Raw genomic sequence first — 21,481 nt, forward strand, 5'->3', positions numbered from 1 at the left:
CCGGGAGCATGGTTGCGATAGTTTTCGCAACTCGCGACCGCTCGGAAAGGTAGGAGATTCATCCGATGACGTCAACGGTTCGGACGGGATCAGGCCCAGGAAGGCGGCGGACGCTGGCTGAAATCGCCGAACAGGCTGGGGTTTCGGTCTCCACTGTCTCCAAGGTGTTGCATGACAGATCCGATGTCTCTGCGGAGACCCGGGCGAAGGTGCAGCGTCTGCTGGAACAGCACGGCTATCTGGCGAAACACCGCCCCACCGCCACCGCGGCACAGCCCGGCGGGCTGATCGACTTCGTCATCAACGAACTGGACAGCCCCTGGGCCGTGGAGCTGATCCGCGGCGCGGAGGACGTGCTGCACGACGCCAACATGGGCCTGGTCGTCTCCGCCACACACGGCCGGACCAGACGTGCCCGCCAGTGGCTGGACTCACTGGCCACCCGCTCCACCCGCGGCGCCATCCTCGTGGTGCCGGAGCTGACGCCGGAACAGCACGAGGAGCTGGGCCGACTCGGTATCCCGTACGCGCTGGTGGCGCCGATCGACGAGCCCGCGCCCGGGACGCCGTGGGTGGGCGCGACCAACTGGCCCGGCGGGCTGGCCGCCACCCGCCACCTCATCGAGCTGGGGCATCGCCGGATCGCGATCATCAGCGGCCCGGAGCGCCGGCTCACCTCACGGGCCAGGGTCGACGGCTACCGCTCCGCGCTGGCGGAGGCGGGGCTCCCCTTCGACCCGGCGCTGGTCCGCTACGGCGACTTCACGCACAACCCCGCGCATCGGCACGCGCTGGAGCTGCTGGCGCTGCCCGAGCGTCCGACGGCGATCTTCGCGGGCAGCGACCACCAGGCGCTGGGCACCTACCGGGCCGCCGCCGAACTCGGGCTGCGGATCCCGGACGACGTCAGCGTGGTCGGCTTCGACGACCTGCCGTTCGCCGACTGGGTGACCCCACGGCTGACGACGGTCCGCACCCCGCTGGCCGACATGACCGCGCTCGCGGCCCGGATGGTGCTGCGGCTGCTGTCCGGGGAGCAGCCGGAGACGACCCGGGTGGAGGTGGCGACTGAGCTGGTGGTGCGGGAGAGCAGTGGGCCGCCGGCCCCCATGGCTCATGAGTAATCCATCGGATGAATTTCCGTGCCGTCGGGTGTATTGACGCACCATTGGCCACTTCCTACCCTCCGGACTAGCCAAGTCATCGGATCAATGAGACGGGAGATCGGTGATGGGAGTCAGCAGACGGGGATTCCTGGGCCGCGTCGCCGCAGGCGCGGCCGGAGCGACTACGGCAATCGGCGTCGCGGAACCGGCCGTGGCCCAACCGGGCTCGGCCGCCGGCCCCGTGGCCCTCACCGGCATGCGGACCGACCGCGAGTGGCGGGACTTCCTCGCCGCACAGGACCCGCGCTGGCGACGACTGCCGGGCGCCTGGTACGAGGGGCCGTTCCTCGGCAACGGTCTGCTCGGCTCGCTCGTCTACCGGGAACCCGGGGCGAACGCCCTGCGCTTCACCGTCCACCACAGCGAAGTACAGGACCACCGGCCGGAGTTCGGCCACAACTGGGGCGTCGCCCGCCTGCCGGTCGGCAATCTCCTCCTGCGCCCCGTCGGCGCCATCACGGGCGCCGACCTGCGCCTGGACCTGTGGAACGCCGAGGTCAGCGGCACGGTCACCACGGACAAGGGCACCATCGAACTGCGCGCCCTGGTCCACAACGACCGTACGTTGCTGCTCGTCACCGCGACGGCGAGCGCGGGGGAGCGGGACTTCCGCTGGGAGTTCGTCCCCTCGCCCGCCGTCAGCCCGCGCATCGTCCGCGAGGACCCGCCGGCCGGCCTGAAGCCCAACCCCGACCCGGTGACCACGCGCGATCCGGACGGCACGGGCGTCGTCGTCCAGTCACTGGTCGCGGGCGGCCAGACCGTCACCGCCCACCGCGAACGCACGCTCGGCGACGACCGCGTGTACGTCCTGGCCGTCGCCCACTCCCACCCCGGCACCGACGCCGAGGGCCGCGCCAGGACGACCGTCCGCAAGGCGTCCGCCCTGCCCGTCTCCAGCCTGCTGCGCACCCACCGCGAGTGGTGGCACCGCTTCTACCGCAAGAGCTTCCTCTCCGTCCCCGACGGGATGCTGCAGAGCTTCTACTGGATCCAGCTCTACAAGCTCGCCTCCGCGGCCCGCGAACACGCGCCCATCATGGCGACCACCGGCCCCTGGCTGGAGTCCACCCCCTGGCCCGCCGTGTGGTGGAACCTCAACGTCCAGCTGGAGTACTGGGCGGTGCACGGCTCCAACCACCTGGAGCTGGACGCCGTCCCGCACACCCTCGCCGAGAACACCGACACCCTGATCGGAGCCCTGCGCCCCGAGTACCGCGCCGACTCGGCCGGGGTGCGCCGCGCCACCGACGCCACCTGCGACACCAGCGGCACGGTCGCCGTTCCGGGCGTCGGCAGCACCCCGGAGGTCGGCAACCTGCCCTGGGCGCTGCACAACGTGTGGCTGACCTACCGTCACACCATGGACCGGGGCGTCCTGGAAGACGTCCTCTACCCGCTCCTGCGCCGGACCACCAACTACTACCTGCACTTCCTGTACGAGGGCGACGACGGGCGACTGCACCTGCCGACCACCTACTCACCGGAGTACGGCAGCGCCCCCGACTGCAACTACGACCTGGCGCTGCTGCGTTGGAGCTGCGCGACCCTGCTGGAGACCACGGACCGGCTCGGCATACGCGACGACCTGGCACCCAAGTGGCGCGAGGTGCTGGAGAAGCTGACCGACTACCCGGTGGACGAGAACGGCTTCATGATCGGGGCCGGGGTCCCCTTCGACAAGTCCCACCGGCACTACTCCCACATGCTCTCCGTCTACCCCCTCTACCTCGTCAACTGGGATCAGCCCGAGCACCGTGACCTGATCGAACGCTCGCTGAACCACTGGATCGGCTTCGAGGGCGCCCTGCGCGGCTACAGCTTCACCGGCGCCGCCTCGATCACCGCCCAGATGGGCCGGGGCGACGACTCGCTGACGTATCTGCGGGAGCTGGTCGACCGGTTCGTCCAGCCCAACACCATGTACTACGAGGCGGGTCCCGTCATCGAGACACCGCTGTCCGCCGCGCAGAGCATGCACGACATGCTGTGCCAGAGCTGGGGCGACACGATCCGCGTGTTCCCGGCCGTCCCCGGGGCCTGGAAGGATGTCACCCTGCACGACTTCCGCACCCAGGGCGCGTTCCTGCTCAGCGCCGTCCGCCGGGGCGGGACCACCCGCTGGGTGCGGGTCCGCAGTCTCGCGGGGGAGCCGTGCCGCATCCGCCACTCCCTGCGCGGACGGGTCACGGTCGCCGGGGTCGGCGGCCCGGCCCCCGCCTGGCGCGACCTGGGTGACGGCGTGGTCGAGATCGACCTGCCACGGGACGCGGAGGCGGTGATCCACCCGGCCGGTTCACGCCCCGACCTGCGGATCGCCCCGGTGAAGGTGACCGTGCCCGCCGACCCGTGGGGCCTGCCGGAACCGCCGCAGAGCGGAACCGTCACCCAGATCGACCTCACCGGCGTCTTCGACAACGACGGCATCACCACCGAGATGTACTACGGCGACGGGGACTTCGACGGCGCCGGCCGCACGTACCCCATGGCTCAACTCCCGCAGACCGGCCAGACGACGGACAACGGGATCGCCTTCCTCTTCACCAACGGCAGCGAGGGAACCAACAACAACGTCGTCGCGGCCGGACAGGAGATCACGGTCCCGCAGGGCGCCTACACGAAGCTGCACGTGCTCGGCGCGGGCGACACGGCGGGCGTGACCGTCCCCGCGGTGGTGCGGTACGCCGACGGAACCAGCGCGAGCGCACCGTTCTCCCTCACTGGCTGGCTGGCCTTCGGACCCGAGAACGGCGAGACCGAGGCGGTGACCACCAGTCAGATCCACGCCCGGAGCGGGCCGGTGTCCACCAAGGCGGCCGTCTTCCACCAGGTGGTCGAACTCGACGCGGGCAAGCAGCTCACCACGATCACGCTCACCGCGCCGGAGGGGGCGGCGAGGGGGCATGTGTTCGCGCTGTCGCTGGAACACTAGGCGCTCCGCTGGTCGCAGGAAGTGAACCTGCGTGCTGTGGGGCTGGTCGCAGTGGATGAACCTGCGGGCTGGTCAGGGCTGGTCGCGCAGTTCCCCGCGCCCTTTGCGGGGCGCGGAGAGTGTTTCCGCGAGTGACCGGGCTTCCTCCGGGTCGGAGCCGGCCGCGTACGCCCTGTCGAGCCAGTAGAGCGCCTCCTCGGGCAGGCCCTCGGCCTCGGCGACGCGGCCGAGGAGGAGGAGCATGCCGGGGCCGAGGCCGGCGAGGAGTGCCGTGCGGGAGGGAGACGGACCGGGCAGGGGCGTGGGTCGTACCGGAGACTCGGGGACGGGGGTGACGTCGGGGCGCCGGGACGGGCGGTGCCCGGTGGTGGTGTCGTCCAGGGCGTCGAGTGCCTGGGCCCTGGCATCGGGGGCGTCCGACGCGACCGCCTGGCCGAACCAGCCCCGCGCCTCGTCGACCTGTCCCTCCAGCATGGCCAACTGCCCCAGGATCACCAGGGCTTGGGGGCGGTGGTCCGGATCGTCCGAGCCGGCCAGCGGGAGGAGGGTCTCGCGGGCCTCCGCCCGGCGGCCGAGCCGGGCCAGCGTGCTGCCGAGGTAGCGGCGGGTCATCGGCTCGATCGCGGGGGTCTCGGTGGCAAGGGCCTCCGAGAGGGCGGCCCGGGCCTCGTCCAGTTCGTTCTCGGCGAGCATCGCCACGCCGAGCAGGGCGAGCGCCTTCGGCGAGACCTCGGGGTCCTCCAGATCGAGTGCGGCCCGCAGATACTGCTGGGCGGCCGCGGTGTCCCCGACCTCCACCAGGTACTCGCCCCGGCCGGCGAACGCCACGGCTGTCGCGTCCGTGTGTCCCGAGGCGGTCGCTTCGTCGAGCAGTTCCAGGGCGTCGTCGATCTCGCCCTGCTGAAGTCTGAGCGCACCCAGATGGGCGCGGGCGAGCGGCGCCACCGAGGCGGCGATCTCACTGCCGGAGGCCAGCAGGGCTTCGAAGCGCAGGGCCGCCTCCTCCGGACGGCCTTCCTGGGCGGCCATCTTGGCCAGTTGGACACTCGCGAGGTCCGCGGCCTCGACCCAGTCGGACCCCGCGATCCGGGACAGGATCGGGCGTCCTTCCTCCACCCGCCCCCGCAGGACGAGAAGGATCCCCAGGAAGGCCTCGGCGAGCTCGGCCATGGCGGACCTCGACTCGACCTCCTCGGTGAACAGGGCTTCGGCCCGGTCGAGCTCCTCGCGCTCCGCGAGCATCAGGGCCAGATCCACCCGGGCCACGCTCGACCAGTGCGCGTGCCCGGAGTCCATGGCCTGCTGATAGGCGGCCTCGGCACCGGCCCAGTCGCCCCGGGCGGCCAGCGCGTCGCCGAGCAGGTCGGCGGCGCGCGGTGCCATGTCGGGCTCGTCGGAGTCCGCGACCTCGGCGAGCAGACCTGGTCCTCGTTCGTCGCCCAGCCGGGTGAGCATCAGGGCGAGGTCCAGCCGGGCGATATGGGCCCACACGGGGTGGCCGGAGTCGATCGCGGCACGGTACGCGGCCTCCGCGCCCGGCCAGTCCTCCAACGTCGCCCTGACGTCGCCGAGGAAGTCCGCGGCCCGGGGGCCCTGGTCGGGGTGGCCGGAGTCCGCGATCTCGGCGAGCGCCCGGCGGGCCCGGTCGTAGTCGCCGGCCTGTGCCCAGTTCATCCCCTGGTCGGCGCGGGCGAGGGCGGACCAGCCCGCGTGCTGGGAGTCGACGACCGCCTGGAGCTGCTCCGCGGCGGTCGTGTACTCCCCGCGAGCCGCGTGCACCATGCTGAGCAGACAGTGCGCGCGCAGCGACTGGTCCGGATTGGTGAAGTGGACGGCGCGCGTCAGGATCTCCTGCGCCTCGTCGAGGCGCTCCTCCTGGCACAGCAGCCAGGCCAGGGTCACCTGGGCGTGCTCGGCGGCGAGCAGGTGCCCGGACTCGGCGGCCGCGTCCAGCATCTCGCGGGCCTTCGCCGGCTCGCCCCGCTGGATGTACAAACCCCCGAGGTTCGCCTGCGCGAGCGGTACCACCCACGGGTTCTCGGAGGACAGCGCCGTGTGCAGCAGTTCGTAGGCGCGGTCCAGCTCTCCCTGGTCGACCAGTGCCGCGCTGAGATTGACCTGGGCGAGCGGCACGGCCGACGAGATCGCCGACTCGCGTACCGCCCGCGGCAGGCTCAGCGCCTCGGTGCCGCCGAGGGACGGCTGCCCACCGGAGGGGAGCGGACCGGAGGTGTCACGCTTGGTCAGGGAACCCGCCTTGGACATCTCCTGGCGCTGCATGATGAGACCGCCGAACCCGGTCTGCACGAGCGGCACGACCTGGGCGTCCCCCGATTCCAGTGCCGCTTCCAGCAGTTCCCGGGCCCGCGTCGTCTCGCCCTGGCTGAGCAGCAGCCCGCCCAGGCCGGCCCGGGCCAGCGGAGCCGCCTGCGGATCACCGGAGTCGACGGCCGCCTCCAGCAGCCGACGCGCACCGGCCAGGTCGCCGGCCAACTGCAGCGCGGCGGCCAGATCCAGCTGCGCCAGCGGTGCGACGTCGGCCGCCCCGGACCCCGCGGCCTCTCCCAGCAGCTCCTTGGCGCGGTCCAGGTCCTGGTCGACGTACATGGCCAGCTCGCCGAGCATGAGCGCTGCCCAGGCCGTGACACCGGTCTCGGTGGCGTCGGAGTGGGCGCGTTCCAGCGCGCTCACGGCGGCGTCCCCCTCCTCCCGGGTGAACGCCGCGAACGCCACCCCGAGCAGGTGGTCGGGCGGTGTGTGGAACACCGCCAGCTCCCAGGCGAAGGGCGGGACGCGCACGGTGTCCGGGTCGTTCCGGCCGTCGAGGTAGCCGGGCAGGTAGGCGAACGCCTCGTAGCGCAGGCCCTCCCGGTCCTCGTCCCCCGTGGCGTGCGGGGGCGCGCCCACCTCCCCGTACTCCGTGAGGAGCGCGATGTTGCCGACCACCGCTTCCGCCGCCCACTCGATGCCGTTCTGCAGGAGGTCCTTGGTCGCCGCGCGGTTGCTGGGGCCTGCGGCGAGATACCGCGTGAAGAGATCCGCCAGCGCGGCCCTGGTGAGCGGCACCTCACAGCCCATGCGGTGCCAGTCGGCGGCGGCCCGGGCCACGGCCCAGCCTTCGGGACAGGAGTCGTGGCCTCCGTTGAAGCGTTCCTCCACGAGCGGCGCGGCCACCATCTGTTCGCCGATCCCGCGGTTGGTGAAGTCCTCCTCCGGATAGAGACGCTGCGCCTCGTCCCGTTCCTCTTCGCTCAGCAGCCGCGCCAGCTCGATGGTCCGGGCTTTCTCCAGCACCTTGCTCGCTGTGCGGTTGACCTCCCCCTTGAGGGCCTTGAGGCTGGTGAGCCGCTCGCTGGTGATGGTGGCGACCACCCTGAGGTGCGGAAACATCTTCTGGCAGGTCACGATGACTCTGGTGTCGACACCACCGGGCCTGAGGTACTCGTCGATGTCGTCGAGCCACAGCACGGCGTCGTCGCCGCCGGTCGGCAGGGGGAGGGAGGCCAGGTCTCCCGGAGCCGAGGGAATGGGTCTGGGTACGACGATCCGGGTGCCGGGGGCCAGAGCGCGGCGCAGGACCTCGATGAGGGTTCGGGACTTGCCGGCCTTGGAGTCGCCGGTCAGAACGACGAACGACCTCTCCCTCAAGGCCTCTTCGAGCTCGCGGTCCTCTTTGAGCCGAGGAACATAGGGCGGGTCCGGCCGCTCCTGAAGGATCTTCGGCGGGGTGACGCCGATGTCGTAGATGTTGATGTCGTGGAGCCGGGGCAGTTCGCCGGTGTCGTCCAGCGGGAGCCCCAACAGGCTGTCGATTCGCTCCCGTTGCGCTTCGGTGATCGGGGCGCGGATCAGTCCCCGCAAGGGCGGCCAGTACTGGGCGAGCGCGTCGACGGAGATCGCGTAGGCGGTCCGGGTGTCCTGACCGCGGAACGGCTTGTCGCGTGCGACGACGATGCCGACGACGCCGCCCAGCGTGCGGTCCCACACGGGCGACCCGGAGAAGCCGCGGGCGAGACCGTGTCCGATCTGGGAACTCGACTCCAGCCCGATCCGCTCGTGACCCGAGGCACCGCGGAGCGAGCCGTACGCGGGAATACCGCCGCGGTGGTGCGGGCCCTCGGGAAAGCCGTACACGTGGAACTCGTGGCCGGCGGTGGTGTCCGTGGTGCTGACGAGCGGCGCGCGCCGGGCGCCCTCCGGCAGCGGGTCCCGGAGTTCCAGGACCGCCAGGTCGCCCCGCTGCTCCTCGCTCTCCGGTGGGTGCCAGCCGTCGGCGACGACCACCGCGGGCAGCGGATCGTGCTCGCCCGCCCACTGGAAGCGGACGAACAGCGGACCGTCCGGCGGCTCGGGACCGGCTGCCTCCCTGACGACATGGGCGCAGGTCAGCACATGACGGTCGGTGACGAGTACGCCGGCCCCCGCCGGTGCCCGGCCCTCGCCCAGGGCGATGCTCACCAGCCAGGGGGCCTGCTCCCAGCCCGCCACGGCGCCCGCTCCTAGCCCGCCTCGGCGGTGCCGTCACGGCGCCAGCCGAGCCGTACGTTGAAGTGGCCCTCGGCCGCCGTCTTGGCGACCACCACTCCGGCCTCGGCGTTCAGCTTGATGCCGAACTCGACCTCGTACTCGTCGGGCGCCAGCTGGCGCAGCAGACCGAGCACGGACTCGATCGTGGGACGGGCGCCGGTCAGCATCTCGTCGAGGCGGCGACTCGCCTCCAGGACGCCGTTGTCACCGTGCCCCACGTTCTCCAGGCCGGGCGACGTGTCCTCGACCTCGACGACCATGGACGCTCCGTCCGTGGTCTCGAACCGCACCAGCTCGCTCATGCGCCGCCCCCCGCTTGCCTGTCCGGCCCGCTTGTCTGTCCGGTTGCCTCTCCGGCCCGGCTTCAGTGCGCCCCGAGTGTAGTCCTGACTCATCGCAGTTGATTCTGAAATCACCTCATCTTCCAGAAACGGGGCGTGTGTTGACGGAAAGGACTACTCTGGGCCGACCGGTGCGCGCGGGGAGCGGACGGGCGTGTGGTGGGCGCGAACGGTGGTGGCCCGTGTTCGTGGGAATCGACGTCGAGGCGGGGATCGCCGTGACCGGCGGCAGGGACGGCGTACGGCCGCCGGAGCCGCTGCCCGGGGGAGCGGCGCGGTATCTGCGTCAGTGCCGGGAGCAGGTGGAGGGCCTCGTCCTCGCCCTGCCGGACCAGTGCTTCGACGAGCCCGGCGCCGTACGCCGGGAGGCGCTGTACGGGGAGTTCGCCGACCGACTGGGGCTGCCACTGCGGCAGTTCGTGCCCCGGTCGGTGGCGGCCGTGGCCTCGCTGCGGCGGTCCGACGGCGAGGTGCTCGTGTGCCGGGCGGACGCGGACGCCGCCGAGGCCGTGCTGTGCCGTGCCTCGGGGGAGACCGTGGAGTCGCTGGGCGCCCAGCGGCGTGCGGTGACCGGCCGGCCACGGGCCGAAGCCCTGGGAGAACCCACGGGCCGGGCGGCCCTCCTGCTGGCCAGGGCGCGGACGCAGCCCCGCTACCGGGCCGCACCGCTACGCACTCCGGGGAACCCGACGGCCGGCGCGGTGCTCGACGCCTTCGAGCCTGTCGAGGAGGCGCTGCGGTCGGCGGTGACCGACGCCCGCGCCCGCCACGAGGACACGCCCGTCCTGATGGACGGTGCACTGGGCGGACATCCCCTCGCCCGCGGCGCCGTACAGGAGGTCACGGGAGGCCGGCAGCCCGGCCTGCTGGAGACGCACGCCGCGGCGCTCGGGGCGCTGCTCGTCGCCACGGACTCCGTACGGGTGCGCACCGCCGCCCGTCACTCGGTGAGCCTGACCGTCCACGGTGTCCGACGGGGGCTGCTCGTCGAGTCGGACATCCCGCTCACCGTCCTCGGAGAGCCCGTGCCCATGGCCGTCCTGGAGCGCGGGCGTGCCGTGACGGTGGACGTGCCCGAGGCACAGGGCCCCGACGTCCGCGTACGGCGGGACGGGCGGGAGACCGACGTGCCGTGCCCCGGCCTGCGCGGCGGGCGGCACCGGCTGGGGATGCACACGTCCGGGGACGGGCCCGGCGTACTGGTGTTTCGACCGGACGACGGCGGGGAGCCGGTGCTGCTCCCGCTGGGCGCACCGACCGCGGGAACGACGGGGGCGACACGATGAACGGCGACACGATGAACGACGAGGCGAGGACGCGGATGGCCGAGGCGCTGGAGGGCGGTGAGGACCATGACGCGCTGCGGGCCCTGCGCTGCTCACTGGAGTGGTCGGCACGGGTCGTGGCCCGGATGGCCGGCACGGCGACGGACACCGAAGCCGTCGAGGCGGTCTTCCTCCTCGACGACGCCCTCAGCGTGAGTGCCGAACTGGCCCGCGCGGTACCGGGACTGCTGGCCGCCGCGGAACCCGGGCCGGACGTGGAGGCCTACCTCGCGGACCGCGAGCGTGAACTCACCGACCTCGGCGGCATGACCCGGGCCGCTCGGCAGGAACACGAGCGACTGGCCCGGACGGAAGCCCAACTGCGTGTCCGCCTTGAGGAATTGGACGGCCTTCGCACCCAGATAACCGAACTGCGCCGCCTCGAAAGACTCGTGGAGGCACTGGACGACATCCGGGCCCAGCAGACAGCCGTCGAGGAGCGGCTGGCACTGCTGACCCGGCACGCGGGCGGCACCGAGGAAGCCGTACGGCTCGGCAGCACCGAACTGCTCCGGCTGACCGAGGACCAGCTGACCCGGCTGGCCGGGCCCGTGCGGGAGACGCTGGAGCGCGCCACCACGGCACAGCGGGAACTGGCCGAGGCGGAGGCCGAGCTGACCGAGGCCGAGGGGCGCGCGGCCCAGGCATCGGCGCGGCTGGCCGCGGTGGAGGCCGAGCGCGACAAACGGCTGGCCGAACTCGCCGCCCGCACCGAGGCGGACCGACACCTGGCCGACGCGCTCGCCGCATTCGACACCCCCGAGCACCGGGGGGCCGAGGACGGCACCGTGGAGAGGGTCCGTGCCCTGGCCGACGACGTCGAGAGGCGGCTGCACGATCTCGACAGGGCACTCGGCCGGGCCATGGACGCCCGCGACCGGGCGACCGCCCCGGGCCGGGCCGTCATCGCCTGGAGCGACGAGGGCCCGGCTCCGCACCCCGTACGGTGACGTCGGGCGGTGCGGGACGTCGGGTGGCGTGGTGATGTCGTGCTGCGTCAGGAAATGAGCAACTCCGCGTCGTCGGCGAGTGCTTCGAGGTCCTGGGCGATGCCCTTGGAGATCTCCTCGACCAGCACCTGACCGCCACTGTCGAGGAACTGCGCACTGAACGCCCGCGCCAGCTCGGCCTCCTGGGTTTCCGCCCCCTGGCGCAGCTTCGTGACCAGACCGCTCTCGCTGCGCACCTTGCGCAGCATGATCGGGATGTTCGCCTGCCGGGCCTTCGCCATCGCTGCCTCCCGTGTCTCGTTGGCTCCGACGAGCAGCACGACGAAGGCGATGATGACCGCGAACGGCCCGGTCGTCGCGATGATCGCGGTGCCGGCCCCGAACAGGGCCATGGCGATCACCCCGGCCACGACCACGTTCACCACCTTGGCGATGTTGTCGAGGACCTCGGTGGCGGCCGCCGAGTCGAAGGGCACGTTGACCTGGCCGCCGCTCACCTGTACGGCGGGCAGCTCCATCGCCGAGGGCGGGATGTGCCTGCGGAGGCAGATCGGCCGGGTCAGTTCCTCCAGTTCCGGCCGCAGCCCGTTCTGCCACTCGGCGATCGCCGCGGTCAGCCTGGCATTGCCGGGCTCGGTGAGTTCGGCGTGCAGCGCCCGGGAGATGCCCGCCGCCATGTCGTCGAGCGTGGCGATCTCCCCGTTGCGCCAGCGGCGGAAGGCCGGGATCACATGACGTTCGGTCATGCCGTCGGCGACCGCCTCGCCCAGCCGCTGCCCGAGGTCGCCCAGCCGGTCCTGCACGAGCGACCCGATCCGGTCGCTCTGGAGCAGCTCGCGGATGTCGGCCCGGAACCCGTCGGCCCGCACGCTCATCCGTCCGGCCAGCGCCAGCCCCTTGGCGATGGCGACCTCGGGCTCCAGGCCGAGCAGCACCCGGTCCGCGCCGAACGCCTCCCGGGCCTCCTCCTGTACGAAGTGCATCCGGGAGGCGCCACCGGTGAGCAGGACCATGTCCGGCTGCTGTCCCATCGTGCGGGCCACGTCGTCGAGCGAGTCCCGGAAGGCCTGGCGCCAGGTGCGGCCGCCGAGGCTCGGCTGGGGCGCGTTCACGGCCGCGTCCATCTCCGCGGCCGTCAGCTCGACCTCGAAGTAGACGCTGCCCGAGCGCGTGGGCATCTTGCGCACACCCCCGACCGTGGCCTCGGGGTCGTCCACGAACCGGCTCCGGTCGGTACGGAAGAACGTCTCCTTCGCCTCCCGGCACATCAGCTCCAGCCGCAGTCGCTCGAAGCGTGACTCCTGAAGGATCTCCTGGAGCTGCTCGTTCATCGGGTGCCGGTCGAGCTGACGCTCCAGAATGGTCCGGTCGATCAGGCCGGCACCCAGCTGCAGACCGGTGTCGAGGGGCGGCCCGGTCTGGTAGCCGAGCAGGCTGGTGAAGTCGGCGGTGGACGAGCCCAGGTCGATGACGAGGACGGTGCCGCCCAACTGGCCCTGCTCCACCTGGACCTCACCCGCGTCCCGGGCGTACAGCATGGCGGCGCGGGACTCCGGCACCACCTCCACGTCGCCCAACCCCGCCTGACCGAGCAACTCCGCGTAGGAGCGCCGCAGTTCCTTGTCCCAGCCCGAGGGCGCGCCGAACACCCAGCGGACCGTGCGGCGCCCGGAGAGGTCCTGGTCCCGCTCCCGGGCGTCGCGGCCGACCTTGTCGACGAAGAGGTGGATCGGTGTGCGGACGTCGTCACGGTCGATCTCCGGCGACTTGAACGCGAGGTAGAGCGAGGTCACCCCGCTCGCGTCGATCGCCTCACGGCCGACCAGCACCCCGCGGGTGGGGTGTTCGCCGACCGCGGTGACGTGCTGCCGGCCCGAGCCCGTCGACCCGAGGTCCACGACGACGGGTGATGCCGTCTTGTCGGTGTAGGTCTTGGCGAGCGCGGTCTCGCCGTGCCCGAGGTCGAACCCGACGACCACCACGCTGCTGGACGCCTCAGTCATGGTTGTGCTCCTTGCCCCCGTTGTTGTAGCTCTCGCTGCCCTGCCCGGACCGTTCGTCGTGTCCGGTGTCCGTGTCCGTGCCGGTGCCAATACCGGTGCCGGTGCCGGTGCCTGTGTCCGTGTCCGGCGCCGGTGGCCCGGTGGAGGGTCCGACCGCTTCCCCGCGGCGCAGGATCCGCCCGTCCCTCATCACCAACGCGGGCTGCGTCGTCCGGTAGCCCCCGCCCGTCACGCCGGGACTGGTGCCCAGGGTGAACATCCACTCGTTCGACCCGTCGAAGTCGACCACCTCGATGTCGTGCCGCAGCGCGAGATCCTTGCGCAGCCGGTCGATCCGGCGGAGCGCCAGTTCCCCGTCGCCCTCGCTGTGCGCCGTCATCAGATCCCGGATCAGATTGACCAGTTCGGCGTCCTCGTGCCAGTCGATCGGTACCCGCACCGGCGGTGGCACCTCCGCCTCGGCGAGCAGCCGGTCGGCGGCCTCCAGCGCCGCCTGGACCTGGTCCAGCAACGACCCGGTGTGCACGACGGGCCGGCGCGAGCGCAACAGGTCCTCCTCCCGCTCCCGCGCCCAGCGCCGCTCCTCGTCGTCGGAGCCGAAACCGGGGAGCGGAATCCGGAACGGCGACCGGCGCGGCCGCGGACTCCGGGGCTCTGGCACGGCCGGGGCGCGTACGGCGGACAGGGTGCCCACGACAGCGGCACGCAGCAGGTCCACGGCGGCGGAGAGCTGTCGCCGTACGGACGCGTCGAGGTCCCTGTCGTCCTCCGCGAGACGGCCCAGCCGGGTCAGCACGGCGCGCAGCGCGTGCGTCACGTGCTCCGTTCCGGTCTGCTCGTCGAGGGCCAACTGCAGTTCGGTGCGCGGCTGTCGGAAGGCGCCACTCAGATAGTTCTCGCTCACGGCCCCTCCTTTCCTGAGGTGTGGCGTGCGTGGGTGCGGGGCAGGGGCCAGGTCCGTACGAGACCGTCGCCCCCCGCGCCGATCAGGTGGCCGTCCCCCGTGAGGGCCAGGCCGCGTACCGGTGCCGGGTGGGTGCCCAGCACCACGGCCGGTCCGCCGTGCGCGGCGCGGAACCGGACGGTGGAGGCGTTGTCCGCCGTGGCAAGCGCTCCGTCGGCGTCGAGGACGACATGACGGACCGCGCCGGAGTGGCCGTCGACCTGCGACTCCTGCGCGCGGTCGCCGTACAGACCGAAGACGCGTACGACGGAGTCGGCGCAGCCGACCGCCAGGAGCCGCTCGGCCGGGTCGAGCGCCAGGGAGGTGACGGCGTGGCCCCCGGCGAGGCGGGCCAGGGGCCTGCCGGTCGTGCCGTCCCACAGGCCCACCCCGTCCGAGCCCCCGACGAAGACGGTCCCGCCGTCCGAGGTCGCCTCGATCGCGTCGCCGGAGGCCCAGCCGACCTGGGCGAGCGGAGCGCTCTCGGTGCCCGCCGCGCCGATGACCGACCGGCGGAGCCGGGCGTCGTCGCCGACGCTGAAGACCACACCGCCCCGCCGGCGCAGCGCGCTGACCCAGCCGTTGTGCCAGGTCAGCACCCGCACACGGCCCGAGCCGCCGAACGACCACAGGCGGACCGCCCCGTCCTGCCCGCCCGACACCACGGACAGCCCGTCCTCGGTGAGGTCCACGCAGGTGATCCGGCGGTTGTGCAGGGCCCGGGTGGCGAGCGGCTCCGGCTGCCACAGGCGCCACACCGTCACGGAGCCGTCGGCACCGCCGCCCGCGAACCGCACCTCGCCGGGTGCGGGACCGCCCCCGCAGACGGCCGCGGTGAACCCGGCCGGATGGCGCAAGGGGCCCGGTTGCGGCTCGGCGGCGGGCAGATACAGAGGCCGGGCGTCCGGCAGCCGCCGCCTCAGCCGGGCCAGCAGGCGTTCGGGTACCGGCCAGCCGGCCAGTCGGCTGACCAGTACGGTCGCCCTGGCGGCGGCGCCGAGGTCGGCCGGCTCGCGCACCTCCGGGAGGGCCGTCGTCCGCTCGCCGATGCCGCCCGCCAGCCGGAACAGCGCCTCGTCCTCGTCCCCCGGCAGACCGGACACCAGGTCGGCCCACGGCCACTCGGCGGTGGCGGCGTCCTCGATGCCGTCCCGGACGACCACGGTCCGCAGCCCGCGCGGGGTGATCTCGGCGACTACACCGTCCGGCAACCGCCCCGGAACGTCCGGCCCCGGTACGTCGTCGAGTGCCAACTCCCGCAGTACGTCGTCCCGTTCACCGGGCACCGCGGGCCCGCCCCGGACCAGGGACTCCAGCCGCCCCAGTCGCTTCGGGTCGCCCTGTGCCGGGTAGCCCGCCGCCCGGGCGGCGGCCCGGAGGTCGAGGCGGCGGCGGGCGGTGGCGAGCCGCTCGTCGAAGGCGGCCCGGATCCCGGGGGTGGCACGACCGAGGACCAGGGGCCCTTCGAGGGCCCAGCGGCAGTGCGCGCACACCGCTTCGCCGACGGCGGGCGTAAGACACACCGGGCAGACCGCGTCGGGGGCGGCGGTGGCCGTCGCCTCACTGGTCGCCATCGGGCACGTCCTCCGGGGCGAAGGCCGGCGCACGACCGGCGGACACGTCGGGACCGAGCCGGCGCGCCATCCGGGCCTCCATCCGGTCCAACAGCACACGGACGGTCCGGCCGTTGCCGAAGTCGGCGGGATGGGCGACGCGTTCGCGGTCCAGCCAGGACTGGGCCCGTCGTGCGACGGCGTCCGACAGCTCGTAACCCGGCTCGCGGCCGCGCGCCATCCGGCGCAGGATCTCCACCAGTTCGGGCCCCGAGTAGTGCGGGAACGGCACGCGTTCGGTGAAGCGCGAACGCAGACCCGCGTTCTCGGCCAGGAAGCCCTCCATCGGGCCGGGATAACCGGCGGCCACGACCACCAGCCGGCCCCGCAGGTGCTCCATCTCCCGGGTCAGCGTGTCGACGGCCTCCATGCCGAAGTCCCCGTGCCCGCCGCGCGAGAGGCTGTACGCCTCGTCGATGAACAGCACTCCGTCGAGGGCGGACCGGACGGCCTCCTTGGTCTTGAGGGCGGTCTGGCCGACGTACCCGGCGACGAGTTCCGCCCGGGTCACCTCGACGAGATGGCCGCGGGCCAGCAGGCCGAGCGAGCGGAACAGTCCGCCGACCAGCCGCGCCACGGTCGTCTTTCCGGTGCCCGGCGGGCCCACGAACAGCAGATGCGGCGGCGGAAAGGCGGCGCCGCCGTGCGACCGGAGCAACCGCAGCCGCGCCACCAGGTCACGGATCATCTCCTTGACGGGCGCCAGGCCCACCAACGCGTCGAGTTCGGCGAGGAGTTCGTCGACGTCGGGCACCGCCGTACGGACATGGGCCCGGTACCGCTCCGGCAGATCGGCGGGCTGAACGGGCTCGGTGACGACTCCCCGCACCCGCTGGGCCCAGCGGTCCTTCAGCTCCTGCGTCAGGTCGCGCATGGCACGCGCGTTGCCGAACTCCTCGTCGCGCGTCGCGTACAGTCCCCGCGTCACTTCGCCCAGCAGCTCCTCGACCTCGGGCGTCCAGGTCAGGCCCACGGCGCGCAGCTGGGCGAGCAGGATGGCGTGCAGCTCGGCCGGCTCGTAGTCGGGGAAGCGGATGACGTTGCCTGCCGGAACCCGGCTGCGCAGGCCGGGGTTGGACCCGAGGAACTCCTCCACCTTGTCCGGGTAGCCCGCGGCGATCAGGACGAACCGGCCGCGGTCGTTCTCCATCCGGGTGAGCAGGGTGTCGATGGCCTCCTGGCCGAAGCCGCGTTGCTGGTCGCTGAGCCGGTAGATCTCGTCGACCAGCAGGACCCCGTCGAGCGCCCGGTCCACCGTACGGTTGGTGCGGATCGCGGTCTCGCCGACCACCCCGGCGACCAGGTCGGGGACTTCCGCCTCGACCAGGTGCCCGCGCCTCAGCAGCCCGAGGTCGCGGTAGATCTCCCCGACCAGTCGCGCGACCGTCGTCTTGCCGGTCCCCGGGTTGCCGGTGAACACCAGATGCGGTGAGCCGCTGTCGGCCGCCGTGACCAGGCCCCTGGCCCGCAGTTCGGCCTCGGCCGTCACCCGCCAGCGCAGCCGCTCCAGGTGCTCCTTGACCGAACTGAGCCCCACCATGTCCCGGATGCGGTCGGAGACCCCCCGGTCGTCCTGGGAGCTGCCGCCGACCCAGTGCCGTCGGCGTAGTTCGGCCAGGTCGAGCGGGCGTTCGTCCCTCACGAGCTGCCGCAGCATCGCCCGCCAGTTCTTCGCCCGCTCGGGTGCGGCGGCCATCGCCCGCACGGTGAGCGGCAGTCCGCGCCAGTCGCCGATCCGCAGCCCCTCCCGCAGCCGCAGCACATGGACCAGGCGCTCCAGCTCCGCCGCGTGCGGGAGACCGATCGCCGCGGTGGCGCCGCGTGCGGAGCGCCCGCTCTGGTCGCGCAGGTAGCTCTCCAGGAGCGGCAGGCCGCGCAGTTCGCCGACGAACTCCTGTACGTCGTCGAGGGTGTTCCGGCTGAAGAGGAGGAGGCACAGATTGTGGTCGTCGCCGTGCTGGGCCCACTCCGCCAGCGCACCGGCCAGCGCGCGCTCGGCCCGGTCGTGGCGCAGCGACTCCTCGGCGTGCCCGAGCACGACGGCGGTGCGGTGCTCGGTCTGCTTCATGAGGTGGTCGAGCATCATCACCCGGTGCTGATCGGTGAGGGCCGGCGCCGCCGGACCCGGCACCGTCAGCTGCCCTTCGTCGGGCGGAGCGCTCTCGCGCACCACGCGACGGCCCAGGGGACCGCTGAACTCGGGCCGCATCATCCTGCGCTCGGCCGCGGGGGCGGTACGACGGCGGGGACGGGAGAGGTCCCGGGACGCCACGTCGCGGAAGTACAGCGGCTGCGACAGGGAGGAGTACACGATCCGGGAGAACCCCGCCTGGTGCAGCACCTCCCACAACAGTTCCTCGATGCCTCGTACGCGGTAGTCGTGCCCGACGAAGACGTCGTCGACCCCGAGGCCGTGCACGACGAACAGAGGATCGCCGGCCGGCAGCCGGAACCCGTTCAGGCGCTCGACGAGCGGGCCGGTCATCCCGGCTCAGCCTTCCGTGGCCGTCTGCGTGTCCGTGGCCGTACTCGGCAGCGCCCGCCGCCTGCTCAGCGCGTCGAAGTCGGTGTAGGCGGGGTCCGGCCTTCCCGGCTCCTCCTGCGGGTCCGCCGCCGGAATGCCGTGTTCTCGCAGGGCCCGGGTCAACTCGACGCCGCGCTCCTCGAGTTCGGTGCTCGAGGCGGTGTCGTGGTCGTACGACAGCACCCTGAGGACCGACGCCCCGGAGTCGGGGGCCGCCGGGGCGACCTCCACGACGATCGCGTTGCGGTTGCCGTGGACGAGGCGGGCGAAGTAGGCGTCCCGCTGGTCGCCTCCCGCGTAGGTGGTCGCGTCCAGCTCGTACGCCGTCATGCGTTCGAGGGCCCGGACGACCGACTCGGCCAGGTTGACCCGTTCCTGGGAGGCGAACTGGCGGCGGCCCGCGCGCTCGACGATCCGTTCCAGGCGCTCCCGCAGGGCGGGCGCCCGGTCTCGCAGGACGTCACGGAGTTCGTCGGCGGACGGCGGACGCTCCTCGTCCTCGACGCGCCGTCTGAGGGCCTCGGTCTCCTCCAGCAGCGCGGTGAGCTCGCCGTGCGTCCAGTAGTCGACGTCGAGGTCGAATCCCTCCAGCGCCTCGTCCTTCTCGTCGCGTGCGGTCTGCCGTGCGCTGTCCTCGACCAGCCGCTCGATCAGGAGGAGCCCTTCCCGTGCGTATACGCGCAGTGTCTGCCGCTCGAGCTCGCGGTGCTCCACGTCCAGGCGCAGTTCGCCCAGCTCCTGACGGGCGCCCTGCGCGGTGGCCAGGGCCGCGTCGAACCGGCCCTGTGCGATGTTGACCTGTGCCCGGTCGAGGGTCACCTCCAGGCCGTCGAGCCGGCCGGGGGCGTACTGCTCGTGCGGCAGGGTGCCCCGGATGAGGTTGTGCAGGGTGCGTGCGTCGGAGAGTGCCTCGCGGGCGAGGACGGCCGCGCGCTCGCGGTCCTCGACCAGTTCGCCCAGTTCGCTGTCGATCCGCCGGATGTCCCTGCGGCGCTGCTGCCGCTCGGCCTCGATCTCGGCCCGCAACCGGCTTTCCTGCTCGGCGAGTTGCTCGCGGGTCTCCTTGCGCAGTTCCCCCGCGGTGGCCCGCAGCTCCTCGGCCGTCCGGCGGGCCTGGGCGCGTAACCGCTCCTGGGTCTCGGTCTCCAGCCGGCGGGTCTGCTCGCTGAGTCCCTCGAAGGCCTGTTCCACCGAGCGCTGGCGGTCCTCGATGACGCCGAAGACCCGTTCCAGGTCGTCCTCCGTCTGCCGGCGCACTTCGCGTATCAGCGCCGGAAGGTTGCGGATGACGTCCTTGTGCCGTGATGCCTCGCGTTGCAGGCGGTACCACTCCGACTCGTCCACCTGGATGCGTTTTCTACCGCTCATGGTCTCCCCCGATGTGTGACTGCCGCACCTGCTCGACGGCCGTGTCGAACACGGTGAGCAGGGCGGGCGGCGGTACGCCGATCAGCAGTGCCTCGTGGCCGTCGACGACGATCTCGGTGCTGCGGGAGCGTCCCTCGAAGTCGTAGCCGCAGTCCGCGAGGCGCCCCGACAGGTGGTGCACACGCTGGTTGCCGCTGCCGCGCAGTCCGCGGCCGTCGTCCTGCGCGGCGACGTACAGCCCGTCGATGAGGACGTCCACCTCGTCCAGCAGTTCGGCCACGCCGGGCGCGGGCGGCCGGTGGCGCAGCCGCTCCAGGCGGTAGCCGGTGAAGCAGACGAGGGTCGTGTCCCGGGTGCGGCGGGCCGCGCGGATCACTTCGGCGAGCCCCGCGGCCTGGTGCGTCGGCTCACCGCCGGAGAACGTCAGGCCGTCCACCGCGGGATCGGCCAGGAGCTCGGCGGCCAGCTCGGCCGGCTCGACCGAGCGGGCGGGCACGTCCGGTATCCAGTCCGGCGACATGCAGCCCGCGCAGTGGAAGGGGCAGCCCTGCACCCACACGACGGAGCGCCGTCCGGGACCGAGCGCGGTGGTGCCCACCCATGTTGTCGCAACGTTGAGAGCCCCCATTGAATCCCCCCGACCGGCCCGATGGGCGCCGAATTCGGCGGCTCCGCCGGGCCAACCCAGAATCCACCGCCTTGTGAGGGCGGTCAAGGGGCCGAACCACGACGTCAGCGGCGCCGACGGGTTCTTTCATACCGCCTTTCCCTCTCGGTGACGGAGGCCGCTTTCGAGGTCTTTCAAAAGAGGGGAAAAACTGATCGGAAATGATTGGGAAAGGAGTAAGTAGGTGAGCGTGAGGTGCGTGCTGTGGCTATCGGTGATCCGCCGGGATTTCATGCGCCCGCAATGATCTTTCGCTCATCCGCCTGTTAGACAGGGTGGGTGAGCCTTCCCCTTCCTCTCGACAACGCCGTCTGGGCCGCGTTGGCGGGCCCGCACGCCCACTTCGCGGAGCGGGTGGGCCGGGCCGCCCGTTATCCGGCGGACGTCTACGCGTACTGCGCGCTGGCCGATCCCGCGGACCCGGCCGCCTGGGCCGACCTGTACGCGCTCGTCGGGCCGGCGACCACCTTCCGCATCAAGGGAGTCGACAGCGTTCCCGACGGATGGGAGACGGTCGGCGGCGGGCGGGGCGTCCAGTTGGTCGACACCGGCCTGCGGGCCGAGCCCGCCCCCGAGGCGGTACGGCTCGGGCCCGCCGACGTGCCGGAGATCCTGGAACTGGTTGCCCGCACCAGACCGGGCCCCTTCCGCTCCAGGACCGTCGAACTCGGCACCTACCTCGGCATCCGGCACCGGGGACGGCTGATCGCCATGGCCGGCGAGCGCCTCCGGCTGCCCGGGTGGACGGAGATCAGCGCGGTCTGCACCGACCCGGCGTACCGCGGCCGGGGCCTGGCCACCCGGCTGGTGCGCGCGGTCGCCGCCGGCATCAGGGAGCGCGGGGAGAAGCCGTTGCTGCACGCTTCCGCGGCCAACACGGGGGCGATCCGGCTGTACGAGTCGATCGGCTTCACCCTGCGCCGCCGGACGACCATCCTCCAGTTGCGTACGCCCGGAACGGCGACGGGAACCGCGCCCGCAACAGCGCCTGGAACAGACCGCGGCGCCAGGCCGTTGTGACTCACGACGAGATACGCGGTACGGCGCTGCCCCGGCAGGCGCGACGGACGGAGGTGTGGCCCATGCGACGCATGTCCCACCCCCTGTCTCTTATACACAGCT

At 72.5% G+C, this 21,481-nt stretch carries 13 protein-coding genes; 5 read left to right on the plus strand and 8 right to left on the minus strand.

Going from position 1 to position 21,481, the window contains the following annotated elements:
- Nucleotides 1–65 precede the first annotated feature (65 nt).
- Both FNH08_RS03865 and FNH08_RS03870 read left to right on the plus strand, forming a co-directional pair.
- The gene (locus FNH08_RS03865) at nucleotides 66–1,124 is read left to right on the plus strand and encodes a LacI family DNA-binding transcriptional regulator (protein ID WP_152769817.1); all 1,059 of its coding nucleotides are present in this window, start codon (nucleotides 66–68) and stop codon (nucleotides 1,122–1,124) included.
- Between the two features lie 106 nt (nucleotides 1,125–1,230).
- Nucleotides 1,231–4,098 (plus strand): glycosyl hydrolase family 95 catalytic domain-containing protein, encoded by a 2,868-nt coding sequence (locus tag FNH08_RS03870; RefSeq protein WP_152769818.1) that lies wholly within the window; start codon nucleotides 1,231–1,233, stop codon nucleotides 4,096–4,098.
- Between the two features lie 72 nt (nucleotides 4,099–4,170).
- Here the strand turns inward: FNH08_RS03870 and FNH08_RS03875 are convergent, their stop codons facing one another.
- Both FNH08_RS03875 and FNH08_RS03880 read right to left on the minus strand, forming a co-directional pair.
- Nucleotides 4,171–8,586 carry a tetratricopeptide repeat protein gene (locus tag FNH08_RS03875; RefSeq protein WP_152769819.1) on the minus strand — a complete coding sequence of 1,472 codons (4,416 nt, stop codon included), beginning with the start codon at nucleotides 8,584–8,586 and terminating at the stop codon, nucleotides 4,171–4,173.
- Nucleotides 8,587–8,597: 11 nt separating this feature from the next.
- The gene (locus FNH08_RS03880) at nucleotides 8,598–8,927 is read right to left on the minus strand and encodes a CU044_2847 family protein (RefSeq protein ID WP_152769820.1); all 330 of its coding nucleotides are present in this window, start codon (nucleotides 8,925–8,927) and stop codon (nucleotides 8,598–8,600) included.
- 221 nt (nucleotides 8,928–9,148) lie between these two features.
- On the opposite strand from FNH08_RS03880, the gene FNH08_RS03885 reads away from it, so the two are divergent.
- Both FNH08_RS03885 and FNH08_RS03890 read left to right on the plus strand, forming a co-directional pair.
- A complete protein-coding gene (locus FNH08_RS03885) occupies nucleotides 9,149–10,252 on the plus strand; it encodes a hypothetical protein (RefSeq protein ID WP_152769821.1) in 1,104 nt (367 codons plus the stop codon).
- Entirely contained in the window at nucleotides 10,249–11,241 is a 993-nt protein-coding gene (locus FNH08_RS03890; protein ID WP_152769822.1) for a coiled-coil domain-containing protein, read from the plus strand. Before FNH08_RS03885 ends, FNH08_RS03890 begins: the two co-directional genes overlap by 4 nt.
- Nucleotides 11,242–11,288: 47 nt before the next feature.
- On the opposite strand, the gene FNH08_RS03895 is transcribed toward FNH08_RS03890, so the two are convergent.
- From FNH08_RS03895 to FNH08_RS03920, 6 genes are read right to left on the minus strand one after another with little or no spacing between them, the layout of a single operon-like run.
- Nucleotides 11,289–13,244, minus strand: a complete 1,956-nt coding sequence (locus FNH08_RS03895) for an Hsp70 family protein (RefSeq protein ID WP_152769823.1) — start codon at nucleotides 13,242–13,244, stop codon at nucleotides 11,289–11,291.
- Nucleotides 13,237–14,148 (minus strand): hypothetical protein, encoded by a 912-nt coding sequence (locus FNH08_RS03900; protein ID WP_152769824.1) that lies wholly within the window; start codon nucleotides 14,146–14,148, stop codon nucleotides 13,237–13,239. The genes FNH08_RS03895 and FNH08_RS03900 overlap by 8 nt, the downstream gene beginning before the upstream one ends.
- Complete coding sequence (locus FNH08_RS03905) at nucleotides 14,145–15,761, minus strand: WD40 repeat domain-containing protein (RefSeq protein ID WP_152769825.1); 1,617 nt, start codon at nucleotides 15,759–15,761, stop codon at nucleotides 14,145–14,147. The genes FNH08_RS03900 and FNH08_RS03905 overlap by 4 nt, the downstream gene beginning before the upstream one ends.
- Complete coding sequence (locus tag FNH08_RS03910) at nucleotides 15,748–18,285, minus strand: AAA family ATPase (RefSeq protein ID WP_152769826.1); 2,538 nt, start codon at nucleotides 18,283–18,285, stop codon at nucleotides 15,748–15,750. Before FNH08_RS03910 ends, FNH08_RS03905 begins: the two co-directional genes overlap by 14 nt.
- A 6-nt stretch (nucleotides 18,286–18,291) precedes the next feature.
- A complete protein-coding gene (locus FNH08_RS03915) occupies nucleotides 18,292–19,692 on the minus strand; it encodes a coiled-coil domain-containing protein (RefSeq protein WP_152769827.1) in 1,401 nt (466 codons plus the stop codon).
- Nucleotides 19,682–20,320 carry a 4Fe-4S single cluster domain-containing protein gene (locus FNH08_RS03920; protein WP_152769828.1) on the minus strand — a complete coding sequence of 213 codons (639 nt, stop codon included), beginning with the start codon at nucleotides 20,318–20,320 and terminating at the stop codon, nucleotides 19,682–19,684. The genes FNH08_RS03915 and FNH08_RS03920 overlap by 11 nt, the downstream gene beginning before the upstream one ends.
- A gap of 318 nt (nucleotides 20,321–20,638) precedes the next feature.
- Here FNH08_RS03920 and FNH08_RS03925 point away from each other — a divergent pair, with 318 nt between their 5' ends.
- Nucleotides 20,639–21,379, plus strand: coding sequence for a GNAT family N-acetyltransferase (locus FNH08_RS03925; RefSeq protein ID WP_322723618.1), 741 nt, complete (start codon nucleotides 20,639–20,641; stop codon nucleotides 21,377–21,379).
- Nucleotides 21,380–21,481 lie beyond the last annotated feature (102 nt).

The organism is Streptomyces spongiae, assembly GCF_009377185.1.
GTDB lineage: Bacteria > Actinomycetota > Actinomycetes > Streptomycetales > Streptomycetaceae > Streptomyces > Streptomyces spongiae.